A 19,732-nucleotide genomic window follows, 5' to 3' on the forward strand; every position below is an offset into this window, starting at 1 on the left:
CAGGCTCGCTCGCACAGGGTTAGTAAACCTGCGGCACGATGATTTCCGGTGGCGTCGGGCTGCGCGAGTAATCCTCCTGGCGCACGCGCTCCGGCAGTTCGATCACCGGCAGTTCCACCTCTTCATAGGGCATTTGTCCAAGCAAGTGATGGATGCAGTTGAGCCGTGCCTTCTTCTTGTCGTCGGCCTGTACCACCCACCACGGCGCTTCGGCGATATGGGTGCGTTCGAGCATGATTTCCTTAGCCTTGGTGTAGGCCTCCCAGCGCCGGCGGGACTCCAGGTCCATGGGGCTGAGTTTCCATTGTTTGAGCGGATCATGGATGCGGCTGAGAAAGCGCAGGTGCTGTTCCTGGTCGGAGATCGAGAACCAGTATTTGATCAATTGGATGCCGGAGCGCGCGAGCATGCGTTCGAACTCGGGCACGGTGCGAAAGAATTCTTCGTATTGGTCCGCGTTGCAGAACCCCATGACTTGCTCGACACCGGCGCGGTTGTACCAACTGCGGTCGAACAGGACGATTTCGCCCGCGGCCGGCAGGTGCGACACGTAGCGCTGGAAATACCACTGGGTGCGTTCGCGATCATTGGGCGCGGGCAGGGCGGCGACCCGGCAGACCCGGGGATTGAGCCGCTGCGTGATGCGTTTGATCACACCGCCTTTACCCGCCGCGTCGCGTCCTTCGAACAGGATCACCACCTTGTGCCCGGTTTTCACCACCCAACTCTGCAACTTCACCAGTTCACCCTGCAGACGGAACAGCTCGCTGAAATAGCGGCGCCGTTCCTGCTTTTCGGGGCTGTCGCCGAGGTGATCGTCGAACAGCGCTTCGAGGTCGTGATCGTCCTCCAGCAGCTCCAGCTCAAGCTCTTCGTCACTGTGATCGAGCAGTTCGCGGTGAATACGTTGCAACAGGGTGTCGTTGGTCAGCGGCATGGTCATCACTCCCGACGAAGATGGAAGTGGCCATGCTAGGCCCGTGCGTGTGACGGCGTGGTGACGGACAGATGATGGTGGACAGAAGGTAACTGAATTTGTCCGGCTGTCATCAGGGTGTCACCAACCCCATGGCAGGATCGGCGCAAACCGCCTTTAGCGCCCCTTGGAACTCCGTCCAGGGGCTGATGAAACTGCCAGGAATCCCTACCATGAAAGGAGACGCCTCCCTGTTTGCGGCCGTTGACCTGGGCTCCAATGCGTTTCGCATGATGATTGGCCAGCCGGTCAAACGGAATCGACAGTTCATGATCCAGGAAGTGAAAACCCTGCGTGAACCCGTGCGTCTGGCGGAGGGGTTTCAAGGCGGGGGGCTGGACGAAATGGCGCTGGATCGGGGCTGGCAGGCGCTGGCGCGTTTCGGCAAGAAATTGCGCGGCTTCGAAGCCGGGCGAGTACGGGCAGTCGCGACCAGTGCCGTGCGTGAAGCGGACAATGCTCAATTGTTCCTGGCCAGCGCGGAACGCCACCTGGGGTTCCGTATCGACGTCATCTCCGGGCAGGAAGAAGCCCACCTGGTCTACGCCGGGGTCGCCCATACGATTCCCGGGGCAGACAGCATGCGCCTGGTGGTGGACATCGGTGGCGGGTCCACCGAGTTGATTCTGGGACGCGGCGCGCAACCCCTGGTCACCGAAAGCATTGCCATCGGCAGCGGCACCTTCGGTACGCGCTACTTTGCGGGCGGCGCCATAACGGCCCAGGCGCTGCTCGAAGCCGAGCGCGTCGCCACGCTGGCCTTTGACAAGGTGGCCCGGCGTTATCGTGCCAAGGGCTGGCAGCAGACCATCGGCTCTTCAGGCACTGCGCGCATGTTGGCCAAAGTGCTCAACGCCAACGGGTTGAACGATTTCGGCCAACGGGGCATTACCTACAGCGGCCTGTTGCGATTGTCGTTGCGCCTGCTGGAGATCGGGCATGTCAAGAAGCTGCGGCTGGCGGGGTTGCCCGCCCATCGACTGAGCATCCTGCCGGGCGGCCTGGTGCTCATGCTGGCGGCATTCAAGGTCTTCGGCATCACCCACATGACGCCTTCCGAGCCGGGTTTGCGGTTCGGTGTCCTGCACGGCCTGATGTCCCGTCACTGACGCGCATGCTCTTTGTAGGAGCGAGCTTGCTCGCGATGGAGGCACAAGCACCGTGGGGTGTCAGGCAGCCAGCGTTATCGTTAACGACCATCGCGAGCACGCTCGCTCCTACAGGGGTTATGTCTCCTCCAGGTTTTCGACCAACCACTCACTGAATGCTCGCGCGTTGCTCTCACTGTCTCGATGGGTCAGCAAGGCCCAGTTCGGGCCACGAATGGTTTGCTCCACCAGCGGCTGCAACAGGCCGGTGGCACGAGCCTGCCGGCTGAGCAGCTGGCTCACCAGCGCAATACCGAGCCCCGCGCACGCGGCGTCGAGCAGCAGGCCGGGGTCGGAGAAGTTCAGCCCCTGATCCTGCTGGCCGACATCAATGCCGGCCTCCACCGCCCAATGACTCCAATCCATTTCCCGTTCGCCGTGCAGGGTGGTGCGCTGTGCCTGCGGCTGCGCCAAAAGGTCCGGGTGGCTGGCCGGGTAGAGGCGGTCGGCGTACAGCACCTTGAAGCTGCACTCAGCCTGGGAGCTGATGTCATCGCGCACGGCAATGTCGATGGTCTGGGTGGTCATGTCCGGTACTTCATTGGTGCTGTAGATCCACAGATCGACCTGCGGATGCCGACGACGGAAATCCCCCAGGCGTGGCAGCAGCCAGTGGCGGGCGAACGCCGGGGTGGTGTTGAGTACCAGTTGATTGGGTTTCTGGTATTGCCCGAGACGGCGAATGCCCACGGACAGTTGTTGCAGCATGGCCTGGGTGGTGCTGAGCAAATCATGCCCTGCGTCGGTCAGGCTGACACTGCGCCCGCTGCGAAAAAACAGGGGTTGCTCGAGGTATGCCTCAAGGCTGCGAATCTGTTGGCTGATGGCCGACTGGGTGAGGTGCAGCTCGGCGGCTGCCTTGTGAAAACTGCCCAGGCGGGCGGCGGCTTCGAAGCCGCGAAGGGTGCTCAGTGGCGGCCAGTGCTTCAGCATATTGATAAGTTCCTCTAATCACTTCTCTGCAAAATCCATCGTTTGTTTGCCCGTTTTTACAGCCGTAGCATGCAAGCCAAGACCAACAAGGCAGTTTTTGTTGAACACAATGGCTTAACTAATGGGGCTTTTTATCATGCTGCAGAACGAAAATCTAAACACCGGTTGGATGATGCCTGCGGAGTGGGTCCGCCACGCCGCGACCTGGATGGTCTGGCCGCACAACCAGGCGCTCTGGGAGTCGGGCTGGCGCGTGACCCTGGCCCAGGTGCAAGAAGATTTCGCGGGCGTGGCCAACGCCATTGCCCGTTTCGAACCGGTGAAAATGGTCGTTGATCCGTCTGCCGTAGCCAGCGCCAAAGCCCTGTGTGGACCGAACATCGAGCTGATCGAGTTGCCGGTGAACGACAGCTGGTGCCGCGATTCCGGACCGAGTTTCGTCTGTCACCCGCAGCAAGGCCTGGCCGGGGTGAGCTGGCGCTTCAATGCCTGGGGCGGCAAGTCGGCCCATGATCTGGACGAAGGCCTGGCGCGGCGCGCGCTCAATCATCTGGGCTTGCCGTGCTTTGGCACGCATCTGAGCAATGAGGGCGGAGCCATTCACGTCGATGGCGAAGGCACGCTGATCACCACTGAGTCGGTGTTGCTCAACCCCAATCGCAACCCGGGCATGAACAAGGCTGAGATGGAGGAGATCTTTGCGCGTCTGCTGGGCGTGAAAAAGACCATCTGGTTGCCGGGTGATCCCGATTACGTCACCGGCGACATGACCGACGGCCATGTCGATGGTGTGTGCGCATTCGCCCGCCCTGGTGTGTTGCTGGTGGACGCCACGCATGACCGGCAATCGGTGTATGCCGAAGTGGCCAAAGAGAACCGCCGTGCCCTGGAATTGGCGACTGATGCCAAGGGACGCAAGTTCGAAATGATCGAGCTGTATGAAGCCAGCGATGCCGTGGACCCGGAAGCGGAAGTGTTCTGCGCGTCCTACACCAACTTCTACATCGTCAACGACGCGATCATCATGCCGGCCTACGGCATTGAAGCCGACCACGCGGCCGCCGAGGTGTTGGGCAAGGCGTTCCCGGGGCGAGAGGTGGTGCCGGTGCGCATCAATCATCTGACCCATGGCGGTGGCGGCGTGCATTGCATTACTCAGCAACAGCCGGCCTGGCCGGTGGAGGGTTGATGCCCTATTGCAGGAGCTGTTTGCCACGCCGTATTTCTGTATCGAGCAAAGTCACCAGCATTTGGCACTGGCCGAGGAGTTTCGCGACAGCCCCGTGCTCAAGCGCTTCGCTGCGCTGGCCAGGGAATTGGGCGTGGTGTTGCCGCTGAGCTGGTTCGAGAAGGCCGGCAATGCTTACTTCAATTCCTTGTGCGTGGCCGATGCCGATGGGCGTTTGCTGGAGGTGTATCGCAAGACCCATATTCCCAACGCCATTGGCTACCAGGAAAAGGAATACTTCAGCCCGGGCGACACCGGTTTCCGCGTCTGGGACACGGCATTCGGGCGTATCGGCGTGGGCATCTGCTGGGATCAATGGTTTCCCGAGACGGCTCGCTGCCTGGCCTTGATGGGTGCTGAAGTGCTGTTGTTCCCTACAGCCATCGGCTCGGAACCCGGCTGCGCCAGCCTGGATTCCCGCGACCACTGGCAAATGACCATGCGCGGTCATGCGGCCGCCAACATCCTGCCGGTGGTGGCCTCCAATCGCGTCGGTCGTGAAGCGGCGACTACCGATCCAGCCTTGCAGATGAGTTTCTACGGCTCGTCCTTCATCTGTAACCACAAGGGCAAATTGCTCGCCGAGGCCGACCGTGACAGCACGGGCGTGCTGGTGCACAGCCTCGACCTGGCGGCCATGCGCGAAGAACGCCTGAGCTGGGGCATCTACCGCGATCGCCGTCCGGACATGTACGGAGCACTGTTGAGCCAGGACGGTCGCCACCTCAATGCACGCTGGAATACTCAAGGGGTCTGACATGCGTACTTTCAATAGACGGTTGCCCGTCGTCCTGGGATTGGCCATCACCTGCGCGGTGACCTCGCTGCACGCCGAGGAGAAAACCCTGCGGCTGTACAACTGGGCCGACTATTTTGCCGAGGACACCCTGAGCCGGTTCACCGCCGAAACCGGGATCAAGGTGATCTATGACGTCATGGATGGCAGCGAGACGCTGGAAGCCAAGATGCTGGCCGGTGGCAGCGGTTATGACCTGATCTTCCCCGGTGACACCGTGGCCGAGCGCCTGGTGCGTGCCGGTAGCCTGCAGCCGCTGGACCGCTCGAAACTCACGGAACTGGCCGACATCGAGCCCGGCCTGCAAAAACTGCGCAGGCAATATGAGCATTCGAGCCAGGCCACCGTCCCTTACACCTGGGGCACCATCGGCGTGACTTTTAACGACGAGCAGATCAAGCAGCGTGTGCCGGATGCCCCGGTCAACAGCCTGGACATGTTGTTCAAGCCTGAATTGGCCGCAAAGTTTGCCGATTGCGGCATCTCGATGATCGACTCGCCGGACGAAGTGCTGGCGGTGGTGCTCAACTACCTCGGTCGCGAGCCGCGCAGTGCCAAGCCCGAAGACCTGAAGGCGGCGGGCGAACTGCTGGCCGGGTTGCGGCCGTACATTCGCAAGTTCCAGTCGCAACCGGTGACTGACCTGGTGAACGGCAACCTGTGCCTGTCCCTCGGCTACAGCGGGGACATGACCCAGGCCCAGCGCACCTCGGATTCCGCCGGCAAGAAAACCCGGTTCCAGTACCGCATTCCCCGTGAGGGCACTACGGTGTGGATGGACACCATGGCGATTCCGGTCGATGCCAAGCATCCGGAGTACGCCTATGCGTTCATCAACTTCGTCATGCGCCCGCAGAACATGGCGGCCATCAGTAACTTCACCGGCTATCCAACGTCGAATGCCAAGGCCCGTCCCAACGTCGATGCAACGATGCGCGACAACCCGGACATCTACATCGATGAAGCTACCTATGCTCGATTGATTCCCGGCAAGGACATTCCCCAGGCTGACATGCGGGCGCGCATGCGCACCTGGACCAAGTTCAAGACCGCTACCGGCCAGTGAAATCAGCGCTGACCCCGTAGGAGCAAAGCTTGCTCGCGATAGCGATGTGTCAGTCGACATCATCATTGACTGACCCGGCGCTATCGCGAGCAAGCTTTGCTCCTACAGGTCCGGTGTTGTTGGCCGGGTTTTTATTCATTTTCAGGAACCATTGCATGTCGACGCGTCGCGAATTCATCAAACAGGCATCGGTTGTCGCCGGTGTGGGAGCTGCTTTCCTGGGCTTTGGCCCGTCAGTGCTGGCCTCCAGTACGGGCCGTTGGTACATGCCGGATGAAGGCGACAAACATCAACAGGCCTTCATCGCCTTTGGCGCACAGGACGCCATCTGGGAAGACTTCACCCCGGACGTGCAAGCCGCCCTCGGCCGGATCGCGCGGGCCATCGCCGGTTATGAGCCGGTCACCGTGTTCTGTCGCGAAAGTGAGCGGGATCTGGCCGAAGAGCATTGCGGTAGTGCCAATATCACTTACGTCATCACCGAGCTCGACGACATCTGGATGCGTGATATCGGCGCCAATTTTGTGGTTGATGGCAAAGGCGAACTCGGTGCGGTGGATTTCAACTTCAACGGCTGGGGCAACAAACAGCGGCATGGCAAGGATGCGCAAGTGGCGGCTCTGATTGCCCGCCGCGAAGAAGCCGATCATATCCGCAGCGAACTGGTGGGCGAGGGTGGTGGTATCGAAGTGGACGGTCACGGCACCGGGATCATGACCGAAAGCAGCTGGATCAATGCCAATCGCAATCCGGAGTGGAGCAAGGCCGAGGTCGAGCAAGAACTGAAGGCGCGCCTGGGCCTGCGCAAAATTATTTGGCTGCCGGGCATCAAGGGCAAGGACATCACCGACGCCCATGTCGACTTCTATGCCCGATTCGTCAAGCCGGGTGTGGTGATCGCCAACCTCGACAACGACCCTGGGTCCTACGACAACCAGGTCACCCGTGCGCATCTGGAGATTCTCAAGAACGCCACGGATGCCGATGGGCGCAAGTTGCAGGTGCACACCGTGTCGCCGCCACTGAACCCGCGCAAGAGCAAGTTCAACCGCGGCAATCAGGATTTTGCTGCCGGCTACATCAACTACTTCGTGATCAACGGGGCAATCATTGCGCCTGAGTTTGGCGACAAGGCGGCCGATCGCAAGGCCCTCGACCTGCTGTCTGAACTCTACCCGGACCGTGAGGTGGTGCAGCTCGACATCGATGCCATTGCCGCCGGTGGCGGCGGTATCCACTGCGTGACCAGTCATCAGCCGCTGGTTTAGCGATGGTCGCGGGGGCGTCTGGTAAACTGCGTCCCTTTACCTCCCCAAACAAGAGTGCCCCATGGCCAACCAAGACATCGTCTTCACACCCGATCCCGACCAGGACTCCATCTCCTCCGACGTCGCCGCGTTCAATGGCATCCTGATGTCCACTCAGATCCCGACCCGCGCCGACGGCAGCCTGGAACTGGGCGACATCACCCTGCAGTGCGAATGCACCCTGCAAGCACTCAAGGTCGCACTGGAACGTGCAGGCAGCTCCATGGATCGCGTCATGCACCTGACCATCTACCTCACCGACATGGCCGACCGCGCCGCGTTCAACGAAGTCTACAAGCGCTACTTCGCCAAGCCATGGCCGGTGCGTGCCGCCGTAGGCGTGGCCTCCCTGGCCGTCGAAGGCATGAAGGTGGAAGTCGTCGCCATGGCGGCCAAGGCCTGATTCACAGGTCATACGCATAACCCTGTGGGAGCGGGCTTGCCAGCGATGGCGTCGGCACATCAAACATTGATGTCGCCTGACACACCGCTATCGCTGGCAAGCCAGCTCCCACAAGGATCTGGGTAATCCAGCACCACCCGGCAGCACACGGGTGCCCGTCAGGCATTTCGCCGCTACAATGCGCACCTCGACCGTGACAGCCTGACTAAAAAAATATATGTCCTTGCCCAAGCATCACCTGGAATTGCTCAGCCCCGCCCGCGATGTCGCCATTGCCCGCGAGGCCATCCTGCATGGCGCCGATGCCGTGTACCTTGGCGGCCCGAGCTTCGGCGCCCGCCACAACGCCTGCAACGAAGTGAGCGATATTGCCGGCCTGGTGGAGTTCGCCCATCGTTACCACGCCCGGGTGTTCACCACCATCAACACCATCCTGCACGACAACGAGCTGGAGCCGGCCCGCAAGCTGATCCACGAGTTGTACGATGCCGGCGTCGATGCGCTGATCGTCCAGGACCTGGGCGTGATGGAACTGGACATCCCGCCGATCGAGCTGCACGCCAGCACCCAGACTGACATCCGCACCCTGGCGCGGGCGAAGTTCCTCGACCAGGCCGGTTTCTCGCAACTGGTCCTGGCCCGCGAGCTGAACCTGCAGGAAATCCGTGCCATCGCCGACGAGACCGACGCGGCGATCGAGTTCTTCATCCACGGCGCACTGTGTGTGGCGTTCTCCGGCCAGTGCAACATTTCCCACGCGCAGACCGGACGCAGTGCCAACCGTGGCGATTGCTCCCAGGCTTGCCGCCTGCCGTACACCCTCAAGGACGAAAAAGGCGGAGTGATCGCCTACGAAAAACACCTGCTGTCGATGAAGGACAACAACCAGAGCGCCAACATCCGTGCCCTGGTCGAAGCCGGCGTGCGTTCGTTCAAGATCGAAGGGCGCTACAAGGACATGGGTTATGTGAAGAACATCACGGCCTATTACCGCCAGCGCCTGGACGAGGTTCTCGAAGACCGTCCGGACCTGGCCCGCGCTTCCAGCGGCCGCACCGCACACTTTTTCGTGCCCGACCCGGACAAGACGTTCCACCGTGGCAGCACCGACTATTTCGTCAGCGACCGCAAGATCGATATCGGCGCCTTTGACTCGCCGACCTTCACCGGCCTGCCGGTCGGTGTGGTGGAAAAAGTCGGCAAGCGCGACCTGATCGTGGTTACCCAGGAGCCGTTGTCCAACGGCGATGGCCTCAACGTGCTGGTCAAGCGCGAAGTCGTGGGCTGGCGGACCAACATCGCCGAACCCAAAGGCGAGTTCGAAGAGGACGGCGAGAAGCGCTATCGCTACCGCGTCGAGCCCAACGAGATGCCGAAAGGGTTGCACTCGTTGCGCCCGAATCATCCGCTGAACCGCAACCTGGATCACAACTGGCAGCAAGCCCTGCAAAAGACCTCCGCCGAACGTCGCATCGGCCTGGCCTGGGTGGCTCGCCTGGACGAACAGCGCCTGCAACTGACCGCCACCAGCGAGGAGGGCGTCAGCGCCAGCGTGTCCCTGGACGGTCCGTTCGGCCTGGCCAACAAGCCGGAACAAGCGCTGGAGCAACTGCGCGACCTGCTGGGTCAACTGGGCACCACCGAATACCACGCCACCGACATCAAGCTCGATGCTCCCCAGGCGTTCTTCATCCCCAACTCGCAGCTCAAGGCCTTGCGCCGCGAAGTGATCGAAGCGCTGACGGCGGCCCGCCTGCTGGCACACCCACGGGGTGGCCGCAAGGCCGAGACCAACCCGCCACCGGTGTACCCGGAGTCGCACCTGTCGTTCCTGGCCAACGTGTACAACCAGAAGGCCCGGGATTTCTATCACCGTCACGGGGTCGAGCTGATCGACGCGGCGTACGAGGCCCATGAAGAACTTGGCGAAGTGCCGGTGATGATCACCAAGCATTGCCTGCGCTTCTCCTTCAACCTCTGTCCGAAACAGGCCAAGGGTGTGACCGGTGTGCGCACCAAGGTAGCGCCGATGCAGCTGATTCACGGCGATGAAGTGCTGACCTTGAAGTTCGACTGCAAGCCTTGCGAGATGCACGTGATCGGCAAGATGAAGGGCCACATCCTTGACCTGCCGCTGCCGGGCAGCACGCAGCCAGTGGTCGGCCACATCAGTCCCGAAGACCTGCTCAAGACCATCCCCCGCGCCCCGCACTGAGTTCGGGTAAGCACAAAACCTGTGGGAGCGAGCCTGCTCGCGATAGCGAAATGTCAGTCGACATCAACGTCGACTGTCACACCGCCATCGCGAGCAGGCTCGCTCCCACAAAGTTTTCAGTGTTCAAAGGCTCAACTGATCGGCAATGCACAAAATCCAATCGACTGGCGGCCCGCGCCGGCTGTGCTAGCGTCTTGAGGTCAACCCTCATTTGCGAGCCAGCGCCATGGACGAGACCATCGTTAATGTAACCACCGAGAAGTTCAACGCGCTCATAGCCGTCATACAGGCCTATGGCGTGGCTTTCGCGGTCAAGATTCTGGGCGCCATCGCGTTCTGGATCGTCGGCCGCTGGCTGATCGGTTTTGCCGTTGGCATGGTGCAAAAAGCCCTGGGCAAGCAGAAAGTCGATCCGACCGTGCTGCGCTATGTTGGCTCGGCCATCACCGTGACGTTGAACATCATCCTGGTGATCGCCATCCTCGGTTTCCTTGGCATGCAGACCACCACGTTCGCGGCACTGCTCGCCGCCGTCGGCCTGGCGATCGGCATGGCCTGGTCGGGGTTGCTGGCTAATCTGGCGGCTGGCGCCTTCATCATTGTGTTGCGTCCGTTCAAGGTCGGCGATTTCATCTCGGCGGGCGGGGTCGTCGGAACTGTCACCGAGATCGGCCTGTTCGCCACCGCGATCAACACGCCGGACAACGTGCTGACCCTGGTCGGCAACAACAAGATCTTCAGCGACAACATCCAGAACTTCACCCACAATCCGTTCCGTCGTGTCGAGCTCAAGGCGCAGCTGTCCGGCGCCGCCGACTGGAAAGCGGCCGCGGCGTTGCTGAAAGAGAAAATCGCCGCCATCCCCAATGTGCTTGAGACGCCTGCGGTAGACGTGGAGATCCTGGAGTTCAATCTGGTCGGTCCGGTATTGGCAGTGCGTCCGTACTGCCACAACGAAAACTATTGGCAGGTGTATTTCGACACCAACCGCATCATCAAGGATGCCCTCGGCGAAGCCGGCTTCCCGGCACCGATGCCGGCGCAGACCGTGATCTTCCAGCAGGGTGCCGCGCTGCCCGGCCCGCTCGCAAAGGAGTGACCTCAGGAACCGGTTTTCAGTGATGGCGGTTACGGCCTCGAAAGCGATTCAACGCCAGCAGGCAACCGCCAAACAATAACGCTGCAGCAGCCACCAGCAGTGGTGAAGGGCGTTGCACATATCCTTGGACAGGGCGGATATCGACCACTGGCATGGGCAGGTCTGCCTGGGCGCAGAAAGGCGCCTCGCTCAACGTCAGACGCGCGCCATCGGCCAGGGTCAATGTCAGGTCTTCGATGGTGCCGGCGACCCGGCCGGGAAACACCGGCTCTCCTGTCGGATCGAGTTGGTCATACAGGAACTGCTGACCTTCGAGCCAGCCGACGGCGGTCTGTAACTCGGGTTCCAGGTAATACTTTCCGTCAAGAAAGAAGCCCGGGAAATGATGGGCACGCTCGACGCTTTCGATGATGTAGCGCTCACCCGGTTTCATGCCGGTCAATGAAGCGATCATGGTGAGTTCCTCCTTGCGGGTGCAAATAGCGGGTGTAAAAAGAAAGCGCCGTGGCCACTTCAAATGCGTACGGCGGCTGATCGGCAGCTTGTGTGCAGTTCCCTGTTTTCACCTACAGGTTCACGCGTAGTCTTTTGCTCTGTCACCGGTCCATTGGCTCAATTGCCATCGGCCACCTTTCGCTCGATCTCGTCGACTTTGCGCTGGAACTCATCGGCCTCCGGCTCATCGGATGGCGCCGGAGAGGAGGGCAGGGTCTCATCAGCATTGTCGGGGTCACGGTTTTCGGACTCACCGGGAATGGTCGCGAAGGGTTCGACGGTTTTGGCACGGTCGTCGTTGTTCATGGTGTTTTCCTCCAGTGTCTTCACATTGGATAGAGCACCCTGGAACGAGTTCGAGTTATTTTGCCGGTGCAGCCTGATCGGTTGATCAATGCCTGAACTTCAGGGCGGCGCGCAATACCAGGCAGATAAGTGCCCCGAGGAACGCCAGGGCCATGTCTTTCTGCGAGTCCCAGATATCCTTCTGGGTGGCCACGAACGCCTCGGCCTGATCGTCCCCCAGGTACTCGCCGCCGATCCATTCGACCAGTTCGTACAATGCCGATGTCGCGAGGACCAGGCTCAGCACCATTAGCGCCAACCAGCCACCGCGCAAGGGTGTCTGGCGGCAGAGCATTTCCCGCAGCGGGATGACGATCAGCAGTCCATAGCTCAAATGCACCAGGCGATCATACTGGTTGCGCTTCCAGTCAAACGCCGCGTTCAGCGAGTGATCGGTGAGCGCGTGCGCCCATTGCTCATAAGGCACCTTGGCATAGGTGAAATGTGCACCGAGTTCGTGAATGCCGAGCAGCAGCAGGACCGCCAGGTAAGCCTGCCAGGACAGGCGTCGATGCCGCAGTCCGGCGCACAGCGCCAGTATGACCGTGATGGGAACCACGTTCTCCAGCAGCCAGTCCACTGAATCAAGGGGCGCAATGCCGGACACCATCACAAGAGCGACCGCCGTCGCCAGGGCGACCCCGGCCTGGGTGGGGGAGGCCGGGTTTGCAATGGCCGGTTCGCTGTCGGCCATGTGGGTCACAAAGCGGGGTAGCCGAAATAAATGAATGCCACCGCCGCGGCGATGGCAAAAGCGCCCAAGGCTTTCGTCGTGGAACGACTCGAGCGACTCGAACTCATGGAGCCGGTGGATCGCTGCAGGTGGGTGCCCGAATACACCGTACGAACGAAGAAACCATCCATGGTTGCCTTGTACGTGTAGTGCAAGCCAATGAACAGAAACAAGGCGATCAGGCCGATGACGACCCCGCGGGTAATCGCCGGTTGGATCAGCGGCTTGGGCGCCTCTGTCGCGCAGGCAGGGCTCTTGAATTCAGCGATGGAGATAAGTCCGTCAGCCAGTGAAGCCAGGCGGGTGCCCTTGAGGGGCGTTGCCTGTTGATCCAGGTCCAGCGCCTGATACTTCCAGAGCGTTGCCGAGCCTTCCCGGCAGTAAGTGAACGCGCCGGGGTTGCCGGCGGCGATGATGCAGGCATCGTTGATGCCGTGTTTTTTCAGGGTCTCGATGGCCGACCGGGTGAAGTCCAGTTCGAGGACAGGAATGACTCCGTTGGCACACGCCCCGGCGGAAACCAGCAGGCCCCCCAGGAGGCAAAGGGTTGAAATGTTCAAGGTGAATTTCCTTGTTTTTATTGGCCTTCTGATTGAACTGACGGGTGATCTATCCCGCCATTGATGAAGTCTAGATCCTCAATGGCATCTTGATGATTGAATGTGCGGCGGCCCATCCACTTCCCCTTTTTTTGAACGACCGATGGCATGGCGGACAGCGCCTTCCTGTGCCTTACTCGGTGATTAAACCGGGGAGGGCAATGAATGCGACGCAGAGGCGCACAGTACTGGTTATGGCTCAATAAACGCTTGCCCGCAAAAACTTATGAAGACGAGTTGAACGACGGTCGTCAGATTGAAGTGCAGGCGCGCATCACGCCGGCGGGGATGACCCAAGTCTTTATTGGCGTCTACGACGCCGGTGGTGGCGCGGTTTTCGAAGGGTTTCAGGACCGCAGTTTCCGCGAACCGCTCGCTTGCGCGTTGAAGTGGGGCTCATTGCGAGCCCGGGAAATCGTCCTGGAGACCCAGCCATTCGTGGCGCCTCACCGCCCGCAACTGACCTTGAGTCCGCTGATCACCGACGAGGCGATACTGGCCTTGCGGCGGATGGAAATGACCGACAGCGAGCGGTTGAAAATCAAGGCCAGCGATGCCCTGGCTGAATACCGGGCCGCCCATTCGGCCATGCTCGACCTGATGCGCTCGACGACCTCGGTCGACCCGCAGGTCTGGACCGAAAGCCGTGAGCGACTACGACAGGCCATTGACCGCCGGGTCTGGGTCCAGCGCGGCTACCTGCCTTGAGTAACCCCCCGCTTGTAGGAGCTGGCTTGCCAGCGAAAACATTCTTTCAAGCGATGAATGTGTCGGCTGACAGTCCGCTTTCGCTGCGGTGCGGCGATCCGACAAGCCAGCTCCTACAGAGGAAGGGGGTTAGCGATTACCCGCGTTTGGGTAACGTCCAGTTTGGCCGGATGAAGTGGCAGGTGTAGCCGTTGGGGTAGTGTTCGAGATAATCCTGGTGTTCAGGCTCCGCTTCCCAGAACGGTCCGGCGGGCTCGATCTCGGTGACGACCTTGCCGGGCCAGAGGCCGGAAGCTTCGACGTCCGCAACGGTGTCTTCAGCGACTTGTCGTTGTTCATCGCTCAGGTAATAGAGTGCCGAGCGATAGCTCGTCCCCAGGTCGTTGCCCTGGCGATTTTTGGTGGTCGGGTCGTGGATCTGGAAGAAGAATTCGAGAATCTGCCGATAACTGATCTGCTGCGGGTCGAAGACGATCTCGATCGCCTCGGCGTGGGTGCCGTGGTTGCGGTAGGTGGCATTGGGCACATCGCCGCCCGAGTAACCGACCCGCGTGGCAAGCACGCCCGGGTAGCGTCGCAACAGATCCTGCATGCCCCAGAAGCAGCCGCCGGCGAGGATGGCGGTTTCGGTGTTCGTCGTCATGGTGCGCACCTCCCATCAGTGAACGGCCTCGTTGAGCGAGGCCATCAGACCCTCATTGCATTTTGCTGTGATCCATCTTGCTGTGATCCATGCTGCCGTGGTCCATCGCGCCGAGCGAACGGGCTTCGGCCTCGACCTTGATCGTCTCTTTCTCACCCTTGGCGTTTTCCACGGTCAGGGTCAGGGGCACTTTGCTGCCTTCTGCTACCTGGGCCGTCAGGTCCATCAACATGACGTGGTAGCCGTTGGGGCCTAGGCTCACCGGCTTGCCGGCCGGCAACGCCACGGATTCGACCTGACCCATGCGCATCACATCGTCTTTCATGCTCATTTCGTGGATCTGTGCAGTCTTGGCGACGGGCGACTGCACGCTGAGCAGCTTGCTGTCCGTATCGGCCTGCAGGGTCATGAAGGCGCCGGTCGAATGCTGACCGGCCACCGTGGCGCGGACCCAGGCGTCACTGACCTGGGTTTGCGCGCACGCCTGCCAGGCCAGGCCGATCAGGGAAAGGCCCAGCGCCAGCTGTTTAATACGGTTCGGGAACAACGAAGTCATCAGCAGACCTCCATGACGGTGAGCAGGTCTTCTGCGCACTCTTGAGCGGTAAGGGACGCGGACAGGCCCAGGCGCAGATTGCCTCGGGAGTCGAATACGTAGCTGGTCGCGGTATGGGACAGGGTGTAGGTGTCGCCGCTCGGCACTTTCTCGAAGAATACGCCGAACTCTTTGGCAACGGCGGCGGTTTCTTCCAGTGTGCCGGACAGTGCTTCGAAGCTGGGATCGAAGGCCTTGACGTATTTGTCGAGCATTTGCGGGGTGTCGCGCTCGGGGTCCAAGGTGATGAAGATCACCTGCAGGCGGTCGCCATCGCGGCCCATCAGTTTCTTCGCCTGGGCAGCACGGGCCAGGGTCGTCGGGCAGACGGCCGGGCATTGGGTGAACCCGAAGAAAATCATCGGCATCAGGCCCCGGTAGCTACCGAGCATCCGGGTTTCGCCGTCGGCGTCCTTGAGCTTGAAGTTACGCCCCATGATCTTGTCGCTCAGGTCCTTGCCGTACTTGAACGACAGCTTGCTGCTGCCATCGCAACCGGCGAGCAGGCCAAGGCTCAGCAGGCTCATGCCCTGCAGGACCGTGCGACGGGAATACAACGTACTCATGGAAATAAAGCTTCCTGTGTAGCGACAGAAAAAACACAGTGCCTGACGCATCAGGCGGAAAAAAGCGCAGGGATGTTAACAAACTGTTGCCCAATCGCGCTTAATCGGTCGCCCGAAGGTCCTGCGCCAAAAGGTCGCGGGGGCTTGTCTACACGAAAATACAAAGGAACCGCGCGCTGACACATTGCAGATACATTCGTGGGGTTCCATGGCGGCGTCCAATACCCATTGAGAGCATTGCCATGTTCCGTCAATTGCAACAGGCCGCCAGTTTCTTCCGCCAGAGCGCACGGTTAATGGTGGGCGTTCCCGATTACGACAACTACGTCGCGCAAATGGCGCTCAAATCTCCGGGTGAGCCGGTGATGAGTTACGAGGCGTTTTTCCGTGAGCGCCAGGAAGCGCGGTTTGGCCGGGGCAAGTGCAATACGCGGTGCTGCTGAAAGGTTGATGTTGTCCATGGATGTATAAAACACCAATAAACCTGTGGCGAGGGAGCAAGCTCCCTCGCCACAGGTTTTTTGGGGGACCTGAATTTGCGTGCACTTTTATAAAGCGCAAAGACCGATAACGTGCACCAGCGCGCAGCGATTTGTTCGTCCACCTGCGTGCCATTCATGCCCTGCCAATCGCATCAAACCCGCCTGAATCAACGTCTTCCCAGCCCTGATCCATACACTGGCACAAACCCTGCAAAGACCCCCTCAAGTCCATCTAACTAGGCGGACAGCCCGCTCGGTCAACGACGATCGATCAACCGCACAGGTCGTGGGCAATATCGGTGGACCGGGCATGGCCGTCTGGTTTCAACACCGCAAGAGAACAGGCAAAGACGCCTGGAACCGCAAGGTTTCAGGCGTTTTTTTTTGCTTTTTGAACGAGCAGGGTCATTTATGAATTGCACTGTAGCCACGTTGAACAAGCTGCAAACGCTGGTTGTGATCGGCAATGGCATGGTCGGCCATCATTGTGTCGAGCAGTTGATCGAGCGCGGCGCCCTCGGGCGCTATCGTCTGCACGTTTTCAGCGAAGAGCCGATGCGCGCCTACGACCGTGTGCATCTGTCCGAATACTTCACCGGTCGCGATGCCGAATCGCTGGCGCTGAGTGACGCCTCGTTGTACCAGACGCCCGGCGTCACGCTGCACCTGGGTATGCCGGTGCTGGAAATCGACCGCGCACGACGCGAAGTCATCACCGCCCAGGGTTGCGTGGCCTACGACAAACTGATCATGGCCACCGGTTCTTATCCGTTCGTGCCAGCGATTGAAGGTGCCGAAGGCGATTCGCGACTGGTCTACCGCACCCTTGAAGACCTCGATGCCATCCGTGCCGCGGCGGCCAATGCCCGGCGCGGTGTAGTGGTCGGTGGTGGCCTGCTCGGCCTGGAAGCCGCCAACGCCCTGAAAAGCCTGGGCCTTGAAGCCCACGTGGTGGAATTCGCGCCGCGCCTGATGCCGGTGCAATTGGATGATCTTGGCGGTCTGGCGCTCAAGGCACAGATCGAACGGCTGGGCGTCGGCGTGCACCTGTCCCGCGCCACGCAATCGATCAGTGCGGGGGAGCAGTACCGCTATCGGATGAATTTTGCAAACGACGAGTTCCTCGAAACCGACCTGGTAGTGTTCTCCGCCGGTATCCGTGCCCAGGATGCGCTGGCCCGCCAATGTGCGCTGGAGATCGGCCCGCGCGGTGGTGTGGTGATCGACGACACCTGCCTGAGTTGCGACCCGAACATCTACGCCATCGGTGAATGCGCTTCATGGAACGGCAGTCTGTTCGGCCTGGTTGCCCCCGGCTACCAGATGGCCCGCAGCGTCGCCGCGCGCCTGTGTGACGACGCTGCCGAGCCGTTCCGCGGCGCCGACATGTCGACCAAGCTCAAGTTGCTGGGTGTCGATGTCGGCTCCATCGGCGATGCCCATGCCCACACCCCGGGCGCCCGCAGTTATCAGTTCATCGACGAGACCACGGCCAGCTATCGGCGCCTGGTGGTGGATACCAGTGGCAAGCAGGTGCTCGGTGCGGTGCTGATCGGCGACAACAGCTATTACGACACCCTGCTGCAATACATGCAGAACGCGATTGCCTTGCCGGCCGAACCGGCCGGCCTGATCCTGCCGTCGTCCGAAGGTGCGCCGACCCTGGGCCCAGGCGCCTTGCCGGAATCGGCCACGGTCTGTTCGTGCCACAACGTGACCAAGGGCGCCATCTGCTCGGCCATCGACGGCGGTTGCACCGACCTCGGCCTGCTCAAGTCGCAGACCAAGGCCTGCACCGGTTGTGGCGGTTGCGCCGGGCTGCTCAAGCAAGTCTTCGAGCATGAGTTGATTGCCCGTGGCGTCAGCGTCGACAAGAGCCTGTGCGAGCATTTCGCCTACACCCGTCAGGAACTGTATGCGCTGGTGCGGGTAGAAGGGGTGATCACCTTCGAAGAGCTGCTGGCCAAGCACGGTCGCGGGCACACCGGTTGCGATGTCTGCAAGCCGGCGGTGGGCTCGATCCTGGCGTCGTGCTGGAACCAGCCGATCATGGACCCGTCGCTCGTGCCGTTGCAGGACACCAACGACACCTTCATGGCCAACATGCAGAAAAACGGCACTTACTCGGTGGTGCCGCGCATTCCCGGTGGCGAAATCACCGCCGACAAGCTGATCGCCATCGGCGTGGTGGCGAAGAAATACGACCTCTACACCAAAATCACCGGCGGCCAGCGCATCGATTTGTTCGGCGCACAGTTGCATCAGTTGCCGGACATCTGGGGCGAATTGATCGAAGCCGGCTTTGAAACCGGGCACGCCTACGGCAAATCGACCCGCACGGTGAAATCCTGCGTCGGCAGCACCTGGTGCCGGTACGGCGTGCAGGACAGCGTGCAAATGGCCCTGACGATCGAAGACCGTTACAAGGGCCTGCGTTCGCCGCACAAGCTCAAGTTCGCGGTGTCCGGTTGCACCCGTGAGTGCGCCGAAGCACAGAGCAAGGATGTGGGGGTGATCGCCACCGAGAAGGGCTGGAACCTCTACATCGCCGGCAACGGCGGCATGCGCCCGCGTCACGCCGAACTGTTCGCCACCGATCTGGATGATGCGACGCTGATCCGCTACATCGACCGCTTCCTGATGTTCTACATCCGCACCGCCGACAAGCTGCAGCGCACCTCGGTATGGCGCGAAAGCCTGGAGGGCGGCCTGGACTACCTCAAGGACGTGATCATCCACGACAGCCTGGGCCTGGGTGCTGAACTGGAGTCGCAGATGCAACTGGTGGTCAATCGTTATGAATGCGAGTGGGCCAATGCCCTCAAAGACCCGGAAAAACTCAAGCGCTTCCGTACCTTCGTCAACGACAAACGCCCGGACCCGGACATCCACTTTGTCCAGGAACGCGGCCAACGGCGCCCGATCATGGCCGCCGAACTCAACCTGATCCCTGTCACCGAGGAGAACGTCTGATGAATCAGTCCAATACCCAACGCGTTGAAACCGGTTTGTCTGCCACCTGGCAATCGGTGTGCAGCCAGCAGGATCTGGTGAACGACTCTGGCGTGGTGGTGTGGCTGGACGGTGCGCAGGTGGCGCTGTTCTACCTGCCGGGCATCGAGGGCAAAAACCTCTACGCCATCGACAACCACGACCCGCAATCGGGGGCCAATGTCATCGGTCGCGGCCTGGTCGGCAGCATCAAGGGCGAGCTGGTGGTGGCTTCGCCCATCTACAAGCAGCACTTTCGCCTGGAGGACGGCAGTTGCCTGGAGTACCCGCAACAGCGTTTGCGGGTGTGGCCGGTGCGGTTGAACGGGGGGAGGGTGGAGGTCGCAGTAGTGTGATTCCCCCCCTGTGGGAGCGAGCCTGCTCGCGAAAGCAGTGTGTCAGTT

General features: G+C 60.9%; 20 protein-coding genes and 1 pseudogene. 12 read left to right on the top strand and 9 right to left on the bottom strand.

Annotated elements, in window-relative coordinates:
- Positions 1-19: 19 nt before the first annotated feature.
- Positions 20-937, bottom strand: coding sequence for a polyphosphate kinase 2 (gene ppk2, locus BJ917_RS11820; protein ID WP_096510327.1), 918 nt, complete (start codon positions 935-937; stop codon positions 20-22).
- A gap of 212 nt (positions 938-1,149) precedes the next feature.
- Between ppk2 and BJ917_RS11825 the strand changes: the two genes are divergently transcribed.
- Positions 1,150-2,085: a phosphatase gene (locus BJ917_RS11825; protein WP_096510328.1), complete on the top strand. Its 936-nt coding sequence runs from the start codon at positions 1,150-1,152 to the stop codon at positions 2,083-2,085.
- A 117-nt stretch (positions 2,086-2,202) separates the two neighbouring features.
- On the opposite strand, the gene BJ917_RS11830 is transcribed toward BJ917_RS11825, so the two are convergent.
- Positions 2,203-3,057, bottom strand: a complete 855-nt coding sequence (locus BJ917_RS11830) for a LysR substrate-binding domain-containing protein (protein WP_121103426.1) — start codon at positions 3,055-3,057, stop codon at positions 2,203-2,205.
- A 136-nt stretch (positions 3,058-3,193) separates the two neighbouring features.
- Between BJ917_RS11830 and BJ917_RS11835 the strand changes: the two genes are divergently transcribed.
- The 7 genes and pseudogenes from BJ917_RS11835 to BJ917_RS11865 all read left to right on the top strand — a co-directional run bounded on the left by BJ917_RS11835 (position 3,194) and on the right by BJ917_RS11865 (position 11,171).
- Positions 3,194-4,246 (top strand): agmatine/peptidylarginine deiminase, encoded by a 1,053-nt coding sequence (locus BJ917_RS11835; RefSeq protein ID WP_121103513.1) that lies wholly within the window; start codon positions 3,194-3,196, stop codon positions 4,244-4,246.
- Positions 4,247-4,250: 4 nt separating this feature from the next.
- A pseudogene (locus BJ917_RS11840) lies at positions 4,251-5,042 on the top strand (nitrilase-related carbon-nitrogen hydrolase); the annotation flags it as partial.
- Between the two features lies 1 nt (position 5,043).
- Positions 5,044-6,147 (top strand): extracellular solute-binding protein, encoded by a 1,104-nt coding sequence (locus BJ917_RS11845; protein WP_121103427.1) that lies wholly within the window; start codon positions 5,044-5,046, stop codon positions 6,145-6,147.
- 155 nt (positions 6,148-6,302) lie between these two features.
- Complete coding sequence (locus BJ917_RS11850) at positions 6,303-7,415, top strand: agmatine/peptidylarginine deiminase (RefSeq protein ID WP_121103428.1); 1,113 nt, start codon at positions 6,303-6,305, stop codon at positions 7,413-7,415.
- 61 nt (positions 7,416-7,476) lie between these two features.
- Positions 7,477-7,857 carry a RidA family protein gene (locus tag BJ917_RS11855; RefSeq protein WP_096510334.1) on the top strand — a complete coding sequence of 127 codons (381 nt, stop codon included), beginning with the start codon at positions 7,477-7,479 and terminating at the stop codon, positions 7,855-7,857.
- Between the two features lie 217 nt (positions 7,858-8,074).
- Positions 8,075-10,072, top strand: a complete 1,998-nt coding sequence (locus BJ917_RS11860) for a U32 family peptidase (protein ID WP_096510335.1) — start codon at positions 8,075-8,077, stop codon at positions 10,070-10,072.
- A gap of 226 nt (positions 10,073-10,298) precedes the next feature.
- A complete protein-coding gene (locus BJ917_RS11865) occupies positions 10,299-11,171 on the top strand; it encodes a mechanosensitive ion channel family protein (RefSeq protein ID WP_096510336.1) in 873 nt (290 codons plus the stop codon).
- A gap of 16 nt (positions 11,172-11,187) precedes the next feature.
- On the opposite strand, the gene BJ917_RS11870 is transcribed toward BJ917_RS11865, so the two are convergent.
- From BJ917_RS11870 to BJ917_RS11885, 4 genes are all read right to left on the bottom strand, one after another.
- Entirely contained in the window at positions 11,188-11,625 is a 438-nt protein-coding gene (locus BJ917_RS11870) for a short chain dehydrogenase (protein ID WP_121103429.1), read from the bottom strand.
- A gap of 158 nt (positions 11,626-11,783) precedes the next feature.
- Entirely contained in the window at positions 11,784-11,972 is a 189-nt protein-coding gene (locus tag BJ917_RS11875; protein ID WP_096510338.1) for a hypothetical protein, read from the bottom strand.
- Between the two features lie 85 nt (positions 11,973-12,057).
- On the bottom strand, positions 12,058-12,705 hold the full coding sequence (locus BJ917_RS11880) for a DUF2238 domain-containing protein (protein WP_121103430.1): 648 nt from the start codon (positions 12,703-12,705) through the stop codon (positions 12,058-12,060).
- 5 nt (positions 12,706-12,710) lie between these two features.
- A complete protein-coding gene (locus BJ917_RS11885; protein ID WP_121103431.1) occupies positions 12,711-13,304 on the bottom strand; it encodes a hypothetical protein in 594 nt (197 codons plus the stop codon).
- Between the two features lie 204 nt (positions 13,305-13,508).
- Between BJ917_RS11885 and BJ917_RS11890 the strand changes: the two genes are divergently transcribed.
- The gene (locus BJ917_RS11890; RefSeq protein ID WP_121103432.1) at positions 13,509-14,051 is read left to right on the top strand and encodes a hypothetical protein; all 543 of its coding nucleotides are present in this window, start codon (positions 13,509-13,511) and stop codon (positions 14,049-14,051) included.
- Positions 14,052-14,187: 136 nt separating this feature from the next.
- Here the strand turns inward: BJ917_RS11890 and msrA are convergent, their stop codons facing one another.
- From msrA to BJ917_RS11905, 3 genes are read right to left on the bottom strand one after another with little or no spacing between them, the layout of a single operon-like run.
- The gene (gene msrA / locus BJ917_RS11895; RefSeq protein WP_121103433.1) at positions 14,188-14,694 is read right to left on the bottom strand and encodes a peptide-methionine (S)-S-oxide reductase MsrA; all 507 of its coding nucleotides are present in this window, start codon (positions 14,692-14,694) and stop codon (positions 14,188-14,190) included.
- 52 nt (positions 14,695-14,746) lie between these two features.
- On the bottom strand, positions 14,747-15,250 hold the full coding sequence (locus BJ917_RS11900; protein WP_096510343.1) for a copper chaperone PCu(A)C: 504 nt from the start codon (positions 15,248-15,250) through the stop codon (positions 14,747-14,749).
- Entirely contained in the window at positions 15,250-15,855 is a 606-nt protein-coding gene (locus BJ917_RS11905) for an SCO family protein (protein WP_096510344.1), read from the bottom strand. Before BJ917_RS11905 ends, BJ917_RS11900 begins: the two co-directional genes overlap by 1 nt.
- A 242-nt stretch (positions 15,856-16,097) precedes the next feature.
- Here BJ917_RS11905 and BJ917_RS11910 point away from each other — a divergent pair, with 242 nt between their 5' ends.
- From BJ917_RS11910 to nirD, 3 genes are all read left to right on the top strand, one after another.
- On the top strand, positions 16,098-16,298 hold the full coding sequence (locus tag BJ917_RS11910) for a YbdD/YjiX family protein (RefSeq protein ID WP_096510345.1): 201 nt from the start codon (positions 16,098-16,100) through the stop codon (positions 16,296-16,298).
- Positions 16,299-16,748: 450 nt separating this feature from the next.
- Positions 16,749-19,310: a nitrite reductase large subunit NirB gene (gene nirB / locus BJ917_RS11915; RefSeq protein ID WP_121103434.1), complete on the top strand. Its 2,562-nt coding sequence runs from the start codon at positions 16,749-16,751 to the stop codon at positions 19,308-19,310.
- Positions 19,310-19,684 (top strand): nitrite reductase small subunit NirD, encoded by a 375-nt coding sequence (nirD, locus tag BJ917_RS11920; RefSeq protein WP_121103435.1) that lies wholly within the window; start codon positions 19,310-19,312, stop codon positions 19,682-19,684. Before nirB ends, nirD begins: the two co-directional genes overlap by 1 nt.
- The last annotated feature ends 48 nt before the right edge of the window (positions 19,685-19,732 follow it).

The sequence above is a fragment of the Pseudomonas sp. WPR_5_2 genome (assembly GCF_003634475.1).
Lineage (GTDB): Bacteria > Pseudomonadota > Gammaproteobacteria > Pseudomonadales > Pseudomonadaceae > Aquipseudomonas > Aquipseudomonas izuensis.

Excerpts from the sequence above, each read along its gene's own strand:
- ppk2 (WP_096510327.1), bottom strand. The coding sequence starts at position 937 with ATGCCGCTGACCAACGACACCCTGTTGCAACGTATTCACCGCGAACTG.
- BJ917_RS11825 (WP_096510328.1), top strand. The coding sequence starts at position 1,150 with ATGAAAGGAGACGCCTCCCTGTTTGCGGCCGTTGACCTGGGCTCCAAT.
- BJ917_RS11830 (WP_121103426.1), bottom strand. The coding sequence starts at position 3,057 with ATGCTGAAGCACTGGCCGCCACTGAGCACCCTTCGCGGCTTCGAAGCC.
- BJ917_RS11835 (WP_121103513.1), top strand. The coding sequence starts at position 3,194 with ATGCTGCAGAACGAAAATCTAAACACCGGTTGGATGATGCCTGCGGAG.
- BJ917_RS11845 (WP_121103427.1), top strand. The coding sequence starts at position 5,044 with ATGCGTACTTTCAATAGACGGTTGCCCGTCGTCCTGGGATTGGCCATC.
- BJ917_RS11850 (WP_121103428.1), top strand. The coding sequence starts at position 6,303 with ATGTCGACGCGTCGCGAATTCATCAAACAGGCATCGGTTGTCGCCGGT.
- BJ917_RS11855 (WP_096510334.1), top strand. The coding sequence starts at position 7,477 with ATGGCCAACCAAGACATCGTCTTCACACCCGATCCCGACCAGGACTCC.
- BJ917_RS11860 (WP_096510335.1), top strand. The coding sequence starts at position 8,075 with ATGTCCTTGCCCAAGCATCACCTGGAATTGCTCAGCCCCGCCCGCGAT.
- BJ917_RS11865 (WP_096510336.1), top strand. The coding sequence starts at position 10,299 with ATGGACGAGACCATCGTTAATGTAACCACCGAGAAGTTCAACGCGCTC.
- BJ917_RS11870 (WP_121103429.1), bottom strand. The coding sequence starts at position 11,625 with ATGATCGCTTCATTGACCGGCATGAAACCGGGTGAGCGCTACATCATC.
- BJ917_RS11875 (WP_096510338.1), bottom strand. The coding sequence starts at position 11,972 with ATGAACAACGACGACCGTGCCAAAACCGTCGAACCCTTCGCGACCATT.
- BJ917_RS11880 (WP_121103430.1), bottom strand. The coding sequence starts at position 12,705 with ATGGCCGACAGCGAACCGGCCATTGCAAACCCGGCCTCCCCCACCCAG.
- BJ917_RS11890 (WP_121103432.1), top strand. The coding sequence starts at position 13,509 with ATGCGACGCAGAGGCGCACAGTACTGGTTATGGCTCAATAAACGCTTG.
- msrA (WP_121103433.1), bottom strand. The coding sequence starts at position 14,694 with ATGACGACGAACACCGAAACCGCCATCCTCGCCGGCGGCTGCTTCTGG.
- BJ917_RS11900 (WP_096510343.1), bottom strand. The coding sequence starts at position 15,250 with ATGACTTCGTTGTTCCCGAACCGTATTAAACAGCTGGCGCTGGGCCTT.
- BJ917_RS11905 (WP_096510344.1), bottom strand. The coding sequence starts at position 15,855 with ATGAGTACGTTGTATTCCCGTCGCACGGTCCTGCAGGGCATGAGCCTG.
- BJ917_RS11910 (WP_096510345.1), top strand. The coding sequence starts at position 16,098 with ATGTTCCGTCAATTGCAACAGGCCGCCAGTTTCTTCCGCCAGAGCGCA.
- nirB (WP_121103434.1), top strand. The coding sequence starts at position 16,749 with ATGAATTGCACTGTAGCCACGTTGAACAAGCTGCAAACGCTGGTTGTG.
- nirD (WP_121103435.1), top strand. The coding sequence starts at position 19,310 with ATGAATCAGTCCAATACCCAACGCGTTGAAACCGGTTTGTCTGCCACC.